Origin of the sequence: Phaeovulum veldkampii DSM 11550 (assembly GCF_003034995.1) — a bacterium.
Taxonomy (GTDB): domain Bacteria; phylum Pseudomonadota; class Alphaproteobacteria; order Rhodobacterales; family Rhodobacteraceae; genus Phaeovulum; species Phaeovulum veldkampii.
Window position 1 is genome coordinate 23,107 of the sequence record NZ_PZKF01000008.1, and the last position, 14,163, is coordinate 37,269.

Genomic DNA, 14,163 nt, shown 5'->3' on the forward strand with positions numbered 1-14,163 from the left:
TTCAGGGGCGGCGGATGATTGCTTCGGCCATCAGATCGGCCAGCCAGCCATCGGCAAGCGCCGCCAGCCGCGCATTGCGCAGACGGTTTGTCACCGCGGCGCGGTCGGGGGCCTGCGCATCGACCTCGCGCACCGTGTTGCGAGAGCACAGCATCAGAAACACCAGCGCATCGCCCGAGGTCAGCGCCGTTGACACCTCGCCCGGATCAAGCCGCGCCAGTTCGGCGGCGATATTGGCAGGCACCTGCGAAGCGGGCATCACATCGCGCAGCATCTGTTCGGGCGGCAGGTTGCGCGCCTCGCCATACAGATCGTTGCAGGTGTTGATGCGTCCGCGCAGCCGCGCCGCCTCGGCCAGCGCCGCCTCGGACCGGCCACCGGGGATCAGCAGGCGCGCGAAATCAACCAGCGCGCCGCCCTGGGCCGGGCCGGCTGCGGGTTCGATCTCGTGCATCATGAAAAACAGGATCGCGCCCTCTTGCCGGATCGGCCGCGAAATCTGCCCCGGCTTCAGCGCCAGAACCACGGCGCGCACATCCTCGGGCAGGGCTTCCTCGGCCAGCCATTTCAGCTTGCCGCTGTCGGTGCGCGAGTTGGCCGACGACCAGCGCCGCGCGGCTGCGCCAAACTCGGCCTCGGTCGTGATCGCCGAAATCTTGCGGGCGGTTTCGGCGGCGTCGGCCTCTTTGCCGGGGCCTGCGGGCAGGATGATTTCCGACATCAGCAGCCGCGCGCCGCGGCCCTCGGGCTGCGGTTCGGCAAGGGCGCGGTCAATCTCGGCATCGGTGACGGTGATCGAGGGGCCGAATTTGGCCCGCACCACATCGCGCCAGATGATCCCGGCCTCGACAAAGGCGCGGAAGGTTTGCGGGTCTACCCCGTTCTGCCCCAGCGCCTCGATGAACTGTTCGGCGCTCAAATTGGCGCGGGCGGCAAATTCGGTCATCCCCGCCATCACCGCCTGATCGGTGGCAGTGACGCCCAGGCTTTTGGCAGCCTGCAACCGCAGCCGGTCTTCGATCAGCGCCTTTTCAGCGGCGGCACGCACATCGCCGGGCGCGCCCAGCAGCGTCAGAAATCGTGTGCGCTGTTCGATCTCATAGCCGGTGATGCCGGAATCGTTGACCTGGATCACCGGGGCAAACATCCCCGATTGCGCCTGCGCCGGATCACCCGCGCCAAGCGCCGCGATCAGGGCTGCCGTAAGAAGATATGCGCGCATCATTCCGTTCGTCCGTCCGCTCTGTGTCTGGGGTCACCGGCGGGCCGGTGACCTGTCTGTTCCGGTTGCACGGGCCGCTGGTGCGGCCTAGCGCGCGCAGACCCGGCGCGGCCCGCCACCGCCAGCGCCAAATCCTGCCAACTCGACCGAAAGGCCAAACCCGGTTTCGGGCCTTACACTAGTCGAGGACGTGAAACGACGCGAGAGGGAAAGATCGACGGTGACGCATTCGTTGCGGTATTCGATCCCCAATCCGGCGCGGGCGGCGCGGTCGGCGGTGAAATCGTAGCGGGTTTCAAAGCGCCCGCTCCAGCCGCTGTCCCAGCGCCAGCCGGTATCCAGCGTCAGTTCCGACGTCGCCGCATCGCGGCCTTCGGTCGGGTCGGGCTCCATCCAGATATAGGCCGCGCCCAGCGTCTGGCGGGTGCCCGCCCAGACCAGCCGCAATTCGTCGCGGGTAAAGGAAAAGTCGTCATCAAACAGCGCCCGGTTCGACAGTGTCACCCCGCGCGTGGAAAAATGCGTGGCCAAAAGCCAGTCGGACCGGGTGCCCGACAGCCCCGACCCGGTGCCGAACTGCCCCAGATCGTCGGCGCGCAGCACCCGCCCCGCGGTCATCCCCAGCGACCAGCCCGCAGCGTCATGCCGGGTCCAGCCGACGCCCAGATTGGCGCGCAGCCCGCGTTCGCGCGCATCGGCCCCCGGAAAGCGTGACAGTGAAAACAGATTGCCCTCGTCAAATTCGACCAGCAGGCTGTCTTCGTTGGGCAGGTCGTTCAGGCTGTCACGGCTCCAGATCAGTTGCGCCACCGGCTCGATCACATGGGCCGCCCGCCCCGAGGTCTTGACCCAGGGCCAGCGCAATTCGACCGCCACGGCGGGCAGGATGTTGGTGACTGTCGGGTCGAAATTGCTGTCTTGCGAGATGTTGTGCAGATCGGCCGCCAGCCCGGCGATGCCCGAGGCCAGCACCCCCTGCGGCAACAGCCAGTTGCGCCGCCATTCCGCGCTGACCGAGGCGCGGCCGATGTCGCGCCCCGGATCGCCATCCAGATCCGAGGCGCGGCGGTGGCCGTGCAACTGCCAGTCCAGCACCAGTTCGCCGCCGATCGTTGCGGGGCGCCAGACCTGCACAAGGTTGGCATCGCCCGCCAGCATCGGCTCGGTCGAGTTCGACTCGCTCTCGCGCAGCGAATGGGTATTGCCCAGCCGCGCCCAGATCAGCTGATCGGTGCGCACCCGTTCCAGCGTTACCCCGCTCCACAGACGGTCGTCGTCGGAAACGTCGTAATCCAGCAGATAGGCATCGTCGGTGGTCAGCCGCAGATCGACCCCCAGCCGGAAATCGCCGGGCAGGTTGAAATCGCCATCCGCGAACAGATAGCCGCGGGTTTCCTCCTCAAGGATATCGTCGTCCGAAACCGCGCCGCTGACCTCAAGATCGCCAAAGCCAAAGGCCTGCCGATAGCGCGCCTCCAGAGTGCGGGTGGCGTTGGTCGAGATATAGGGCGTGATGGTCAGATCGCGGCTGTCGCCCAGTGCCAGAAAATAGGGCAGCTTGATCCCGGTGCCCAGCCCCGAGGTGCTGCGCAGGGTCGGCCGCAAAAAGCCGCTCATCCGTTCGACGGTGGGGTCGGGCATCCGCAGCCGGGGCAGATAGGCGATCGGCAGGCCCATCGCGCGGAACTGCGCGCCGTCAAAGGTCAGTTGCCGCGTTTCGGTGTCATGCGTCACCCGCCGGGCGCGGATCTCCCACAAGGGCGTGGGGTCGTCGGCGCAGATCTGGCACGATGAGGCCACCACCCGTTCGAGCGTGGTATGGCGCCCCGAAACGCGGGTGATCGTGTCGGCGGCCAGTTGCAATTCGCGCGCCAGCACCAGCCGCGCGCCGCGCAGCACGCCATCGCGCAGATCGGCCGACAGATTGGCGCTGTCGGCCACCAGAACGGTTCCGGCTGCACCCGGTTCGGTCAGCCGGATCGGGCCGTCAAGCGTCAGCCGGTCGGTGGTCTGGTCATAGACGATGCGCGATGCAGTCAGCCGGTTGCCGCGATACCACACCTCGACCGCGCCCTCGGCGGTCAGCCGGTTGTCGCCGCTCAGATAAACCCGGTCTGCCAGCACCGTGGCGGCATCGCTGCGCGCCGCGCTGCGTGGGGCCGCCTCTTGGGCGGGCAACGGGGCGGGCGCCAGTGCCGCAAGCGGCAGCGCGGCCAGAACAAGGGCCGAGAGGCGCGACAGCGGCAGGCAGGGGCGGCGCGGGGCCATCAGCCATCCTCCAGATGCAGCAAAAGCGCCAGCGCCAGCATCAGCGCCACCGCAGGCGGGGCCCAGGCGGCCAAGGCGACCGGGATCTGGCCATTATCCCCCAGAACCTGCGCGAAGTTGCGCAAAAAGAAAATCCCCAGCCCCGCGGCCAGCGCCAGCAGCACCCTGACGCCGGTGCCGCCAAAGCGGACATGGCGCATGGTAAAGCCCGCCGCCAGCAACAGCATCGCCGCCAGCACCAGCGGCAGCGCCAGTTCCATCTGCAACCAGACCTGATGACGCTGCGCCGAAAAGCCCGCGCGTTCCAGCCCGGCAATGAACTTGGGCAGATCCCAGACCGGGATCGCCGAGGGGGTGCCGAAACTGTCGCGGATGCGTTCGGGCGTCAGGTCTGATGCCAGCGTCAGGCTGTCATGCCAGAGCGCGGCGCGTTCGGGGTTGGCGCCGGTCAGCGGCCAGTCCTTGGCCGCGCGCAAATGCCACTGGCCGTTCATCAGCCGCGCCTCAGCGGCGTCGATCCGGCGCATCGGCCCCGCCTCTGGGGCAAAGATCAGAAAGCGCACGTCATAAAGCGTGGTCGCATCCAGATTGGCGCGGCCGGCGTGGATCACGGTCTGGCCGATGCCGGTGGCATCGCCCCGCTCGGGGTTGCCCTGTCGCAGCCAGACCCCCTCGCGCCCGATCGACACCGCTTGCGCGCCGCCGCGGCTGAAATTGTCCGACAGCGTTTCATAGCGTTTCTGGGTGGCGGCGACGATCGGGTTGCCAAAGCCCACGGCGACCGCGCCCAGAACCAGCGCCACCAGCACCGGCGCCGCCAGCATCCGCAGCGCCGAGCGACCCGCGGCGCGGATCACCACCAGTTCTGAGGTCCGCGCCAGCCCCAGAAACAGCGTCACTCCGGAAAGCACCATGATCAGCGGCAAAATGGTATAAAGCGCGCCGGGCACGTTCAGCGCCGACAGCACCGCCAGATCGCCAAAGCTCAGGCTTGCCCCGCCAAAGCGGCGCACCTGCTCGACCATGTCGATCAGATAGAGAATGCCCAGAAATACCCCCAGCACCATGCCGAAGGCCCGCAGAAAGCGCCGCGCCAGATAGATCGAAAGCGTCATGGTGCGGGCTCCGTCACAAGGTCGGGGCCGGAAACGGGGCGCCGCACCCGGCGCGGGCGCCCGGCCCAGACCAACAGCGCCGCAGCCACCGCCAACCCCGCGCCTGCGGGCAGATAGAACAGCCCCCAATGCGCCGGGGGCCGCGCGGCCATGTCGGCCATCAGGTTCGACAGGAACTGAACCCCGATGATCAGCACCACGGCCAGCCCGATCTGGCGCCAGATACCAAACCGGCTGAACCCGCCGATCATCAGCGCGGCAAAGCCCAGCAGCGCCACCACCGGCGCCAGCAGCGGCTGGGTCAGGCGTTCGTGCAGCTCCAGCCGCACCCGTGCGGGCGTGGCGCCAGTGGCCAGTTCGGCGGCCTCGGGCGCGGTGATCAGATGCGCGGTTGAAAATTCCTCCAGCACGCGGCGGCGGGCGGCATCCATCGGCACCAGCGCGCCGATATCATAGGTGAAATTGGAAAACCGCGTGACGGCAAGCCGCCCGTCGGCGCTGCGCAGGCTTTGCGCCATGCCATCCAGCATCACCAGCTTTGGCCCGACTTCAGCGCGCACGATCAGCGCCTTTTCCGCGCTGTAGGCGGTGTGCAGGTCGGGGGTGCGGGTGTCCGACAGGAACAGGTCCAGCAACTCGCCGCGGGCGGTGATTTCACGGATGTAAAGCGTTACCCCGTGGGCCGGGTGCAGAAAACTGCCCTCGGTCAGGAACCGCGCGGTGATGTTTTGCGCCACCTGCGCCTGCCGGTCGGCCAGCTTTTCGCGCGCGGCGGGCACCAGCACATGCACCAGCACCGCCATCATCAGCGCCACGATCAGCCCGAACACTGCCACCGGGCGCGCCAGCCGCCAGGGCGAGGCGCCGGTGGCCTGCATCACCACCATCTCGCTTTCGGTCATCAGCCGGTTGATAGTGTAGACAGTCGCCACAAAAGCCGCCACCGGCAGCACGATGCGGATGACATAGGGCAGCGTCAGCGCGGTGAATTCCAGCACCACCCAGGCGGTCTGACCGTCCGAGATCAGCTGATCGAACAGCCGCACCGCCCGGTTGACCCAATAGACCGACACCAGAACAAGGGCGAAAAACCCGAACAGCGCCATCAGTTGCGACAGAATATATCGGTCCAGTCTGGACAAGGCGCGGTTCCCCCGGATGCGGTTCCCCTTCCTTAGCCTGCCCCGGCTCGCGCGAAAAGGCCCGCCGGGCAGCGCGGCTTTTCATTTCCACCGGCCCCGGCTAGGCTTTGCCGATCTGCCGGGCGGCCGCCCGGTGCCCAGACCTGAATAGCCCCTGCACACGCCCGGAGACTGCAATGCCCCATCCCGTCGCTATCCATTTCCGCGAAACCGACCTTGAGGCGCTGGCCGCCGTGCCGGGCCGGATCGCGCTGCTCCACGAGCCGGGGGGCAAGCTGTCGCCCGCGGCCCGGCGGCTGGACAAGGCGATGCGCGGCGCGCTGGCACGCGCGGTCGAAAGCCCGGCGTTCGCCCGGCTGAAACCGGGCGAGTCGCTTGATCTGGCCTGGCCTGCGGGGCTGGTGGCCGAGGCGGTGCAAGTCGTGGCGCTGCCGCGCCGCTGCCCGGTCGATCAGGCGCGCAAGGCCGGCGCCGTGATCGGCAAGGCGCTGGGGGCTGCGGGCGCCGTTGTGCTGGCCGAACGTCACCCGATGGCGGCCGACATTTCCTTTGGGCTGGCGCTGCGGGCCTATGACTTTGGCGCGCACAAGACCGGCGAGGCGAAAACCTTTGGCGCAGTCGATTTCATGGTGGCCGAACCCGAGGCCGTGGCCGCTCGCGCCCGCCCGCTGGCCGCGCTGGCCGAGGGCGTGTTCTTCACCCGCGATCTGGTGAACGAACCGGCCAACGTGCTGACCACAGACGATTTCGCCGCGCGTCTGGCCGCGATGCACGAACTGGGCCTTGAGGTCGAAATCCTTGACGAGGCCGAGTTGCAGGCGCTGGGCATGAATGCGCTGCTGGCGGTGGGGCAGGGGTCGGACAGCCCCTCCAAGGTCGTCGTGATGCAGTGGAAGGGCGGCGCGGCGGATGAACCGCCGCTGGCGCTGATCGGCAAGGGCGTGGTGTTCGACACCGGCGGTATCTCGATCAAGCCCGCGGCGGGCATGGAAGAGATGACGATGGACATGGGCGGCGCGGGCGTGGTGGCGGGGGTCATGCGCACGCTGGCCCTGCGCGGGGCCAGGGCCAATGTGGTGGGCGTCGTCGGGCTGGTGGAAAACATGCCCGACGGGCGCGCACAGCGGCCGGGTGATGTGGTGCGCTCGATGAAGGGCGACACGATCGAGGTGATCAACACCGACGCCGAGGGGCGCCTCGTTCTGGCCGATGTGCTGTGGTATGCCCAAGATCGCTTCAAACCCGCCGCGATGATCGACCTTGCCACCCTGACCGGGGCCATCATCATCGGGCTGGGCCACGAAAACGCGGGCGTCTTTGCCAATGACGACACGCTGGCCGAGGGCATTCTGAAAGCTGCTGCCGCCGAGGGCGAGGGCGCGTGGCGGATGCCGTTGCAGGCCGCGTATGACGGGCAGATCAAATCGCGCATCGCCGATGTCAAGAACACCGGCGGTCGGCCCGCAGGCGCGATCACCGCGGCGCGGTTTCTGGCGCGATTCGTGCCCGAGGGCATGGCTTGGGCGCATATCGACATTGCCGGTGTGGCGTTGCCGCCGTCAGAAACCGATCTGGCGCCCAAGGGGGCCAGCGGTTGGGGCGTGATGACGCTGGACCGTCTGGTCCGCGACCGGTTCGAGGCGGACTGAGCGCGGTGGGGGCCGCGCTGTTCTATCACCTGACCCGCTCGCCCGCCGAAGCCGTGGCCGCGAGCCTTCTGGAGCGCGCGCTGGCCGCGGGCTGGCGGGTGGAATTGCGCAGCCCCGACGCCGAGCGTCGCGCGGCGCTGGATGCGCGGCTGTGGCTGGGGGCCGAGGATGGGTTCTTGCCGCATGGCATTGCGGGCGGGCCGAATGACCGGCTGCAACCTGTGTTGCTGACCCTGCCGGGCGAGGCGGCGGGCAATGTCCCGCAGGCGCTGATGTCGGTCGATGGCGCCCCGGTCGGCGCCGACGAGGTGGCCGCGCGGGACCGGGTCTGGCTGCTGTTCGACGGTGCCGACCCGGCGGCGGTCGATCATGCCCGCGCGCAATGGAAGACGCTGACCGGCGCGGGCCTTGCCGCGCAATACTGGAGCGAGGAAAGCGGTCGCTGGCAGATGAAATCGGAACGCGCCGCCGCTTTGTAGCCGCCGTCTCATGGCCGCGCCCGGTCAGGCGTTCAGCGTTCCAGCACCATCCGGTCACGGCTGAGTTCCAGCCTCGAAAAGCGGTTCAGATAGGCCATGCCCAGAAGCGAGCCGTCCATCTCGCCACCGTTGACCACCGCGCGCAGGTCACGGTCCACGATGCCGCCCAGCGCGAATTCCGCGATCCGCACCGGCGCGGTCACGACCCGGCCATTGGCGGTATTGGCCTGCCCGAAATAAGACAGCCCGTCCGGGTCCAGCCCGACCCGCGCCGCATCGCGCCGCGTCAGCACGATATCTGATGCGCCTGTGTCCACGACAAAGCGCACCGTGACCCCGTTCACCTCGGCCAGCAGGTAGAAATGGCCGTCGGCGGCCACCGGCAATTCAACCCGCCCGCCCTCCATCACCGCCTGACGCGGGGCGATGTCGCGGCGAATGTCACCCCACAGGCCCACCGCCGCAACCACGCCCAGAAAGATCAGCACCCAGATCGCCGCCTGTTGCAGGCTGCGGCCCGGATTGCGGCGCAGGTCAATGATCAGCCAGCCGCCAACTGCGACCAGCAGCAGCGCCAGATAGGCCAGCCGGGCGAACATATCCTGATCCATGGCGCCTCCTTGGATGCGATGTAGGGGCCGGGGGGCGCCCTGTCACCGGGTCACGCCGCGAAAAACCCCGCGCCGCGCAACCCGTCGAGAATGAACTGGATCGACAGCGCCGCCAGCAGCATCCCCAAAAGCCGCGTCACCACCATCGTTCCGGTGCGCCCCAGCGCCCGTTCGATCGGCGAGGCCAGCAGAAACAGCACGAAAACACAGGCCAGAACTGCCGCCATCACCAGATGCACCGCCGCCAGATGCGCCCAGCCATCCGATTGCCCCGCCAGCAGGATCATCGTGGCCAGCGCGCCCGGCCCCGCGATCAGCGGCGTGGCCAGCGGAAACACCGAGGGGTCGTGCTCCGGCTCGGCCTGCTGACCCTCGCGGCGCTGGGTGCGGCGTTCAAACAGCATGTCGAGCGCGGTCAGAAACAACAGCACCCCGCCCGCGATGCGAAAGGCGGGCATCGAAATGCCCACCGCCCCCAGCAGCCGGTCGCCCAGCAGGCCAAACAGCGTCATCAGCGCGGCCGAGATCAGCAGCGCCCTGCCACCGACCCTCAGCCGCGCCCGCGCCGTCATGCCCTGCGTCAGCGCGATGAACAAGGGCGCCAGCCCGATCGGGTCCACGACCACGAACAGCGTGACAAAGGCGGTGATGTAGGTGGCGCTGTCCATTGGTCCCTCCGGCGGGCAGATTAGCCGTGGCCTGCGGTCTCGGCCAGTGCCTCGGGCGGTGCCGGATCGGAAAAAAACCGCCGGATGCGACGGAATGGGGCTTTGATTGCCGTTGCCTTGGCCATAAATGGATAAGACGGTTTTCGGCGCGGCGGGGCCGCGCCTGACAGGGAGTGTGTCATGCTCAACAATATCGGCCTTCCGGGGCTTCTTCTGATTGCGGTCGTGGTGTTGGTGCTGTTCGGTCGCGGCAAGATTTCGTCGCTGATGGGCGAGGTCGGCAAGGGCATCACCGCCTTCAAGAAGGGCGTCAAGGAAGAAACCGCCGAAATCGAGAAAACCACGGCGGATGCCGCGCGCGACGTGACGCCCGCTGCCGCCGACAAGGACAAGGTCTGAACAGGGGCTGAACTCGCCCATTCCGCAGGTCTGACCGGGGGTCCGTGCGATCATGTTTGATATCGGCTGGAGCGAGCTTCTGCTGATCGGCGTCGTTGCGCTGATCGTGGTGGGGCCGAAGGATTTGCCCGTGATGTTCCGCACGCTGGGCCGGTTCACCGCCCGCGCGCGCAGCATGGCGCGGGAATTTTCGCGCGCCATGGAAGATGCTGCCGACCAGTCGGGGCTGAAGGACGCGGCGGGCGATCTGAAGGATCTCAAGGGGCTGGCGTCGAAAAAGGCGCTGGGCCTTGATGCGCTGGAGGAAGCCGCCAGCAAATTCGAGAAATGGGAGCCGGGCCGCTCCGGCGCCGCGGGTTCCGACGCCGCAAGCCCTGTCGCGGGCACGCCTGCCGCTCCCTCCGCGCCGACACCGACCGCGTTGGCAACCCCCGACACCACCAGCAAGGGTGAGGCATGAGCCGCGACGACACGATCGACGAAACCGCCGCCCCGCTGATCGAACATCTGGCCGAGTTGCGGACCCGGCTGATCTGGTCGGCGCTGGCCTTTGTCGCCGCGATGGTGATCTGTTTCACCGTCTGGAACCCGATCTTCAACTTTCTGACGCAGCCGATCTGCGCCGCGCTGGATACGCGCGGTCAGGACTGCGGTCTGGTGCTGATCAAGCTGCAGGAAGGTTTTTTCGTCGCCGTGAACATCTCGTTCCTTGGCGGTTTTGTGCTGGCCTTCCCGATCATCGGCTACCAGTTGTGGCGGTTCGTGGCGCCGGGGCTTTATAAATCGGAAAAGAACGCGTTCTTGCCGTTCATGCTGGCCTCGCCCATCATGTTCATTCTGGGGGCGTCGTTCGCCTATTACGTCATCCTGCCGCTGGCGTTCGAGTTCTTTCTGGGCTTCCAGCAGGGGCCGCTGACACCCGAGGCTGTCGATGCGGCGCAGGTCGCGGTTGATCCGGCCACCGAACCCGGCGCGGCGCTGGCGCAGGCGGGGGTGATCTTTCAAGGCTCGGTGCAGGAATATCTGGGGCTGACGATCAAGTTCATCGTAGCCTTTGGCATGTGCTTTCAGCTTCCCGTGCTGCTGACGCTGATGGGCAAGGCCGGGCTGGTCAGTTCGGCGGGGCTGGGCGGCGTGCGCAAATATGCTGTCGTGGCCATTCTGGTGGTAGCTGCGCTGGTGACGCCGCCGGATGTCGTGTCGCAACTGGTTCTGTTTACCGTGGTCTACGGGCTTTACGAAGTGTCGATCTTCCTTGTTCGCCGGATCGAAAAGAAGCGCGAGGCGCAATTGCGCGCCGAGGGGCTGTGGTTCGAGGACGAGGCCGATACGCCCGACACCAAAGAGGCGCCGAAGTGACCGATCCGCTGGAACGGATCGCTCAGGCGCTGGAGCGGTTGGCGCCGGCGCCCCTGCATGCGCCCGATTTCGCCGCCGCTGATGCCTTTGTCTGGCACACCGCGCCTGACCGGCTGGAACCCGTGGCGCAGGTGGCCCGCGTCGATCTCGGCCTTTTGCAGGGCATCGACCGGGCGCGCGACACGCTGCTGGCCAACACGCTGCAATTTGCGCGCGGGGCTGCGGCCAACAATGCGCTGCTGTGGGGCGCGCGGGGGATGGGCAAATCTTCGCTGGTCAAGGCGGTTCACGCCGCGGTGCGGGCCGAGGGGCTGGCGCTGACGCTGGTGGAACTGTCGCGCGAGGATCTGCCCTCGGTCACGCGCCTGCTGGCGCATCTGCGCGCGGCGCCCGACCGGCGCTTTGTGCTGTTTTGCGACGATTTGTCGTTCAGCCATGACGATCAGCATTACAAAAGCCTCAAGGCAGTGCTGGATGGCGGGATCGAGGGGCGCCCGGCCAATGTGCTGTTCTATGCCACATCGAACCGGCGCCACCTGATGCCGCGCGACATGATCGAGAACGAGCGATCGACCGCGATCAACCCCTCCGAGGCAGTCGAGGAAAAGGTGTCGCTGTCAGACCGCTTCGGGCTGTGGCTGGGCTTCCACCCCTGCGGGCAAGACGACTATCTGGCGATGATCGAGGGCTATTGCGCGGCCTGGGGTCTTGCGGTGCCGCCCGATCAGTTGCGCGCCGAGGCGATCGAATGGCAGGCCACGCGCGGCGCGCGGTCGGGGCGGGTGGCGTGGCAGTTCTTTACTGATCTTGCCGGGCGGCGGGGCGTGGCGTTGTGACGGCGCAGGCGGCGGGCGTGATGATGCAGGCAAGCGATATTCAGACGCTGTTCACCGGCCCGTCGGGCGCCTATCTTTGCGCCCGCTGGGCGCGCCCGATCGTGCCGGTGGTGTTCGGGCTTGAGATGGAAACGCTGGCTGTCGTCAAGGGCGCGGTCGAGGCGGTGGTGGCACTGGCAGGTCACAAGATGGCCGAAACTGACCCCGAGATGGGCGCCAACCTGATGCTGTTCTTCTTTCGCGACTGGGACGAATTGCTGGCCTTGCCCGATCTGGACCGGCTGGCCGACAACCTGCCCGATCGGGTTGCGCAGATCAAGGCGGCGGGGGCCAACCAGTATCGGCTGTTCCGGTTCGAGGCGGACGGGGCGATCCGCGCTTGCCTGTCCTTTGTGCGGATCGATGACGCCCTGGCCGCGCAGCCCGCCGACGCGCTGGCGCTGGCGCAGGCGGTGGCCATGATCCTGACCTGGGGCGAGGGCGCCTTTGGGCCGCGTGGTGCATTGGCCGAGGTGCAGGGGCAGGCGGTGCTGCGCCCCGAGGTGGCGGCGGTGATCCGTGCCGCCTATGATCCGGTTCTGCCGGGCTGCGCGCGCGACGCCACCCACGCCCTGCGGCTGGCCGCCCGGATCGCCGCCGCGGCCTGAGAGACGGGGCGTGTGCGCAAGGAAAATTTCTGGCCCGGCCCCGAGATGGTCCGCGCCTTACGGAGGTGTCATGACCCACAGCTTTCCGGTCCGCGTCTATTACGAGGATACCGACCTTGCCGGTATCGTCTATTATGCCAATTACCTGAAGTTCATCGAGCGTGGCCGCAGTGAATGGGTGCGGGGTCTGGGGGTCGATCAGGTCGCGCTGAAGCGGGATCAGGGCGTCGTCTTTGCCGTCCGCCGGGTGGAGGCCGATTACCTGCGCCCCGCCAAATTCGATGACGAATTGACTGTGACCACCCGCGCGCTGGCGGTGACCGGGGCGCGCTTTGTTCTTGAACAGGAGGTGTTGCGCGGCACCGAGCGGCTGTTTGCGGCCACGGTCACGATTGTCTGTCTGACCGAAACCGGGGCACCGGCGCGGCTTTCGGCGGAAATTCGCCGCAAACTTGCGCCCAGCCTGCATTGATTGTGCAGTTGCGGCGTAAATCCGGCGTGAGAGTTATGGCCCCGTGCGTTTGACCGTGGTATTGCAAGCCCAAAGAGCCGCGCCAATGCGGCCCAACCGGCGAGCAGAGACATGGAACCTCAGACCCTTGCGATGGCGCAGGAGATCGACTTCTCCTTGCTGGCGCTTTTTGCCCGCGCCTCCCTGACCGTAAAGCTGGTAATGCTGTTGCTGATGGCGGCCAGTTTCTGGTCGTGGTCGATCATCATCCGCAAATTCCTGGCCTATCGCATCGCCCGGCGCGAGGCGGCGGTGTTCGATCGCGCCTTCTGGTCGGGCGAGCCGCTGGACGAGCTGTTCGACGCAATCGGCCCCGCGCCCACCGGCGCCTCGGAAAAGATCTTTGCCGCCGGTATGCAGGAATGGCGGCGCAGCCACCGGCAGGATGGCGGGCTGATCACCGGCGCGCAGGCGCGGATCGATCGGTCGATGGATGTGGCAATCGCCAAGGAAAGCGAACAGATCAACGCGGGCCTGCCGTTTCTGGCCACCGTCGGTTCGACCGCGCCCTTCGTGGGCCTGTTCGGCACCGTCTGGGGCATCAAGGTCGCCTTCGAGGAAATCGCAATTTCGCAAAACACCAGCCTTGCCGTAGTGGCGCCGGGCATCGCCGAGGCGCTGCTGGCCACCGGGCTTGGCCTGCTGGCTGCCATTCCGGCGGTGATCTTTTACAACAAGCTGTCGTCGGACAGCGACCGCATTATCGCGGGATATGAAGCCTTTGCCGACGAATTCGCGACGATCCTGTCGCGCCAGCTGGACGCCTGAGCGATGGGCGCCGGGGTGATGAAGAAGGCGGGTGGCGGCGGGCGCCGCCGCCGGTCGGCCCGCGGCAAGCACGCCGCGATGAGCGAGATCAACGTCACGCCCTTTGTGGACGTGATGCTGGTGCTGCTGATCATCTTCATGGTGGCAGCGCCCCTGATGACGGTGGGCGTGCCGCTGGAACTGCCCAAGACCGCCGCCAAATCGGTGCCGACCGAGGCTGAAGAGCCGCTGACCATCTCGCTGACGGTCGAGGGTCAGATCATGGTGATGAACACCGAGGTTCCGGCTGACGGTCTGGTGGACCGGCTCAAGGCCATCGCCACCGAGCGCGAGAGCGACAAGCTGTTCCTGCGCGCCGACGGGGCTATCCCGTATGAAAAGGTCGTGCAGGTGATGGGCGCGCTGAATGCGGGCGGGTTTTCCAACATCGTTCTGGTGACCGACACCGGCGGCCCCGCCTTGACCGGGACGCCGGAGCCGGGGAACTGA

General features: G+C 67.3%; 16 protein-coding genes. 10 read left to right on the forward strand and 6 right to left on the reverse strand.

The features are described from left to right. Window position 1 precedes the first annotated feature (1 nt). The 4 genes from C5F46_RS04895 to lptF all read right to left on the reverse strand — a co-directional run bounded on the left by C5F46_RS04895 (window position 2) and on the right by lptF (window position 5,747). Entirely contained in the window at window positions 2-1,225 is a 1,224-nt protein-coding gene (locus C5F46_RS04895; RefSeq protein ID WP_107324243.1) for a peptidylprolyl isomerase, read from the reverse strand. 84 nt (window positions 1,226-1,309) lie between these two features. Beyond that, window positions 1,310-3,490: an LPS-assembly protein LptD gene (locus C5F46_RS04900; RefSeq protein ID WP_107324244.1), complete on the reverse strand. Its 2,181-nt coding sequence runs from the start codon at window positions 3,488-3,490 to the stop codon at window positions 1,310-1,312. After that, on the reverse strand, window positions 3,490-4,605 hold the full coding sequence (gene lptG, locus C5F46_RS04905; RefSeq protein ID WP_107324245.1) for an LPS export ABC transporter permease LptG: 1,116 nt from the start codon (window positions 4,603-4,605) through the stop codon (window positions 3,490-3,492). The genes C5F46_RS04900 and lptG overlap by 1 nt, the downstream gene beginning before the upstream one ends. Then, window positions 4,602-5,747: an LPS export ABC transporter permease LptF gene (lptF, locus tag C5F46_RS04910; protein WP_107324246.1), complete on the reverse strand. Its 1,146-nt coding sequence runs from the start codon at window positions 5,745-5,747 to the stop codon at window positions 4,602-4,604. The genes lptG and lptF overlap by 4 nt, the downstream gene beginning before the upstream one ends. Window positions 5,748-5,923: 176 nt before the next feature. Between lptF and C5F46_RS04915 the strand changes: the two genes are divergently transcribed. Together C5F46_RS04915 and C5F46_RS04920 are read left to right on the forward strand one after the other, a co-directional pair. Continuing rightward, window positions 5,924-7,396 (forward strand): leucyl aminopeptidase, encoded by a 1,473-nt coding sequence (locus C5F46_RS04915; protein WP_107324247.1) that lies wholly within the window; start codon window positions 5,924-5,926, stop codon window positions 7,394-7,396. A 5-nt stretch (window positions 7,397-7,401) separates the two neighbouring features. Continuing rightward, window positions 7,402-7,875, forward strand: coding sequence for a DNA polymerase III subunit chi (locus C5F46_RS04920; RefSeq protein WP_107324248.1), 474 nt, complete (start codon window positions 7,402-7,404; stop codon window positions 7,873-7,875). A gap of 32 nt (window positions 7,876-7,907) precedes the next feature. On the opposite strand, the gene C5F46_RS04925 is transcribed toward C5F46_RS04920, so the two are convergent. Together C5F46_RS04925 and C5F46_RS04930 are read right to left on the reverse strand one after the other, a co-directional pair. Further along, window positions 7,908-8,486, reverse strand: coding sequence for a retropepsin-like aspartic protease family protein (locus tag C5F46_RS04925; protein WP_107324249.1), 579 nt, complete (start codon window positions 8,484-8,486; stop codon window positions 7,908-7,910). Window positions 8,487-8,536: 50 nt separating this feature from the next. After that, entirely contained in the window at window positions 8,537-9,154 is a 618-nt protein-coding gene (locus tag C5F46_RS04930; RefSeq protein ID WP_107324250.1) for a MarC family protein, read from the reverse strand. A gap of 180 nt (window positions 9,155-9,334) precedes the next feature. Here C5F46_RS04930 and tatA point away from each other — a divergent pair, with 180 nt between their 5' ends. The 8 genes from tatA (at window position 9,335) to C5F46_RS04970 (ending at window position 14,163) form a co-directional block, all read left to right on the forward strand. Then, window positions 9,335-9,553, forward strand: coding sequence for a twin-arginine translocase TatA/TatE family subunit (tatA, locus tag C5F46_RS04935; RefSeq protein WP_107324251.1), 219 nt, complete (start codon window positions 9,335-9,337; stop codon window positions 9,551-9,553). 52 nt (window positions 9,554-9,605) lie between these two features. After that, entirely contained in the window at window positions 9,606-10,013 is a 408-nt protein-coding gene (tatB, locus tag C5F46_RS04940; RefSeq protein WP_107324252.1) for a Sec-independent protein translocase protein TatB, read from the forward strand. Continuing rightward, window positions 10,010-10,912 carry a twin-arginine translocase subunit TatC gene (tatC, locus tag C5F46_RS04945; RefSeq protein WP_107324253.1) on the forward strand — a complete coding sequence of 301 codons (903 nt, stop codon included), beginning with the start codon at window positions 10,010-10,012 and terminating at the stop codon, window positions 10,910-10,912. The genes tatB and tatC overlap by 4 nt, the downstream gene beginning before the upstream one ends. Continuing rightward, complete coding sequence (locus tag C5F46_RS04950; protein ID WP_107324254.1) at window positions 10,909-11,748, forward strand: ATP-binding protein; 840 nt, start codon at window positions 10,909-10,911, stop codon at window positions 11,746-11,748. The genes tatC and C5F46_RS04950 overlap by 4 nt, the downstream gene beginning before the upstream one ends. 23 nt (window positions 11,749-11,771) lie before the next feature. Further along, a complete protein-coding gene (locus tag C5F46_RS04955) occupies window positions 11,772-12,395 on the forward strand; it encodes a hypothetical protein (protein ID WP_107324322.1) in 624 nt (207 codons plus the stop codon). Window positions 12,396-12,465: 70 nt separating this feature from the next. Continuing rightward, entirely contained in the window at window positions 12,466-12,867 is a 402-nt protein-coding gene (gene ybgC / locus C5F46_RS04960; protein WP_107324255.1) for a tol-pal system-associated acyl-CoA thioesterase, read from the forward strand. 111 nt (window positions 12,868-12,978) lie between these two features. Beyond that, a complete protein-coding gene (gene tolQ, locus C5F46_RS04965; protein WP_107324256.1) occupies window positions 12,979-13,674 on the forward strand; it encodes a protein TolQ in 696 nt (231 codons plus the stop codon). Window positions 13,675-13,677: 3 nt separating this feature from the next. Continuing rightward, on the forward strand, window positions 13,678-14,163 hold the full coding sequence (locus C5F46_RS04970) for an ExbD/TolR family protein (RefSeq protein ID WP_107324257.1): 486 nt from the start codon (window positions 13,678-13,680) through the stop codon (window positions 14,161-14,163).

Bases quoted from the DNA above. Each gene is read 5' to 3' on its own strand.
- C5F46_RS04895 (WP_107324243.1), bottom strand. From the start codon at position 1,225: ATGATGCGCGCATATCTTCTTACGGCAGCCCTGATCGCGGCGCTTGGC.
- C5F46_RS04900 (WP_107324244.1), bottom strand. From the start codon at position 3,490: ATGGCCCCGCGCCGCCCCTGCCTGCCGCTGTCGCGCCTCTCGGCCCTT.
- lptG (WP_107324245.1), bottom strand. From the start codon at position 4,605: ATGACGCTTTCGATCTATCTGGCGCGGCGCTTTCTGCGGGCCTTCGGC.
- C5F46_RS04915 (WP_107324247.1), top strand. From the start codon at position 5,924: ATGCCCCATCCCGTCGCTATCCATTTCCGCGAAACCGACCTTGAGGCG.
- C5F46_RS04925 (WP_107324249.1), bottom strand. From the start codon at position 8,486: ATGGATCAGGATATGTTCGCCCGGCTGGCCTATCTGGCGCTGCTGCTG.
- C5F46_RS04930 (WP_107324250.1), bottom strand. From the start codon at position 9,154: ATGGACAGCGCCACCTACATCACCGCCTTTGTCACGCTGTTCGTGGTC.
- tatA (WP_107324251.1), top strand. From the start codon at position 9,335: ATGCTCAACAATATCGGCCTTCCGGGGCTTCTTCTGATTGCGGTCGTG.
- tatB (WP_107324252.1), top strand. From the start codon at position 9,606: ATGTTTGATATCGGCTGGAGCGAGCTTCTGCTGATCGGCGTCGTTGCG.
- tatC (WP_107324253.1), top strand. From the start codon at position 10,010: ATGAGCCGCGACGACACGATCGACGAAACCGCCGCCCCGCTGATCGAA.
- C5F46_RS04955 (WP_107324322.1), top strand. From the start codon at position 11,772: ATGCAGGCAAGCGATATTCAGACGCTGTTCACCGGCCCGTCGGGCGCC.
- ybgC (WP_107324255.1), top strand. From the start codon at position 12,466: ATGACCCACAGCTTTCCGGTCCGCGTCTATTACGAGGATACCGACCTT.
- tolQ (WP_107324256.1), top strand. From the start codon at position 12,979: ATGGAACCTCAGACCCTTGCGATGGCGCAGGAGATCGACTTCTCCTTG.
- C5F46_RS04970 (WP_107324257.1), top strand. From the start codon at position 13,678: ATGGGCGCCGGGGTGATGAAGAAGGCGGGTGGCGGCGGGCGCCGCCGC.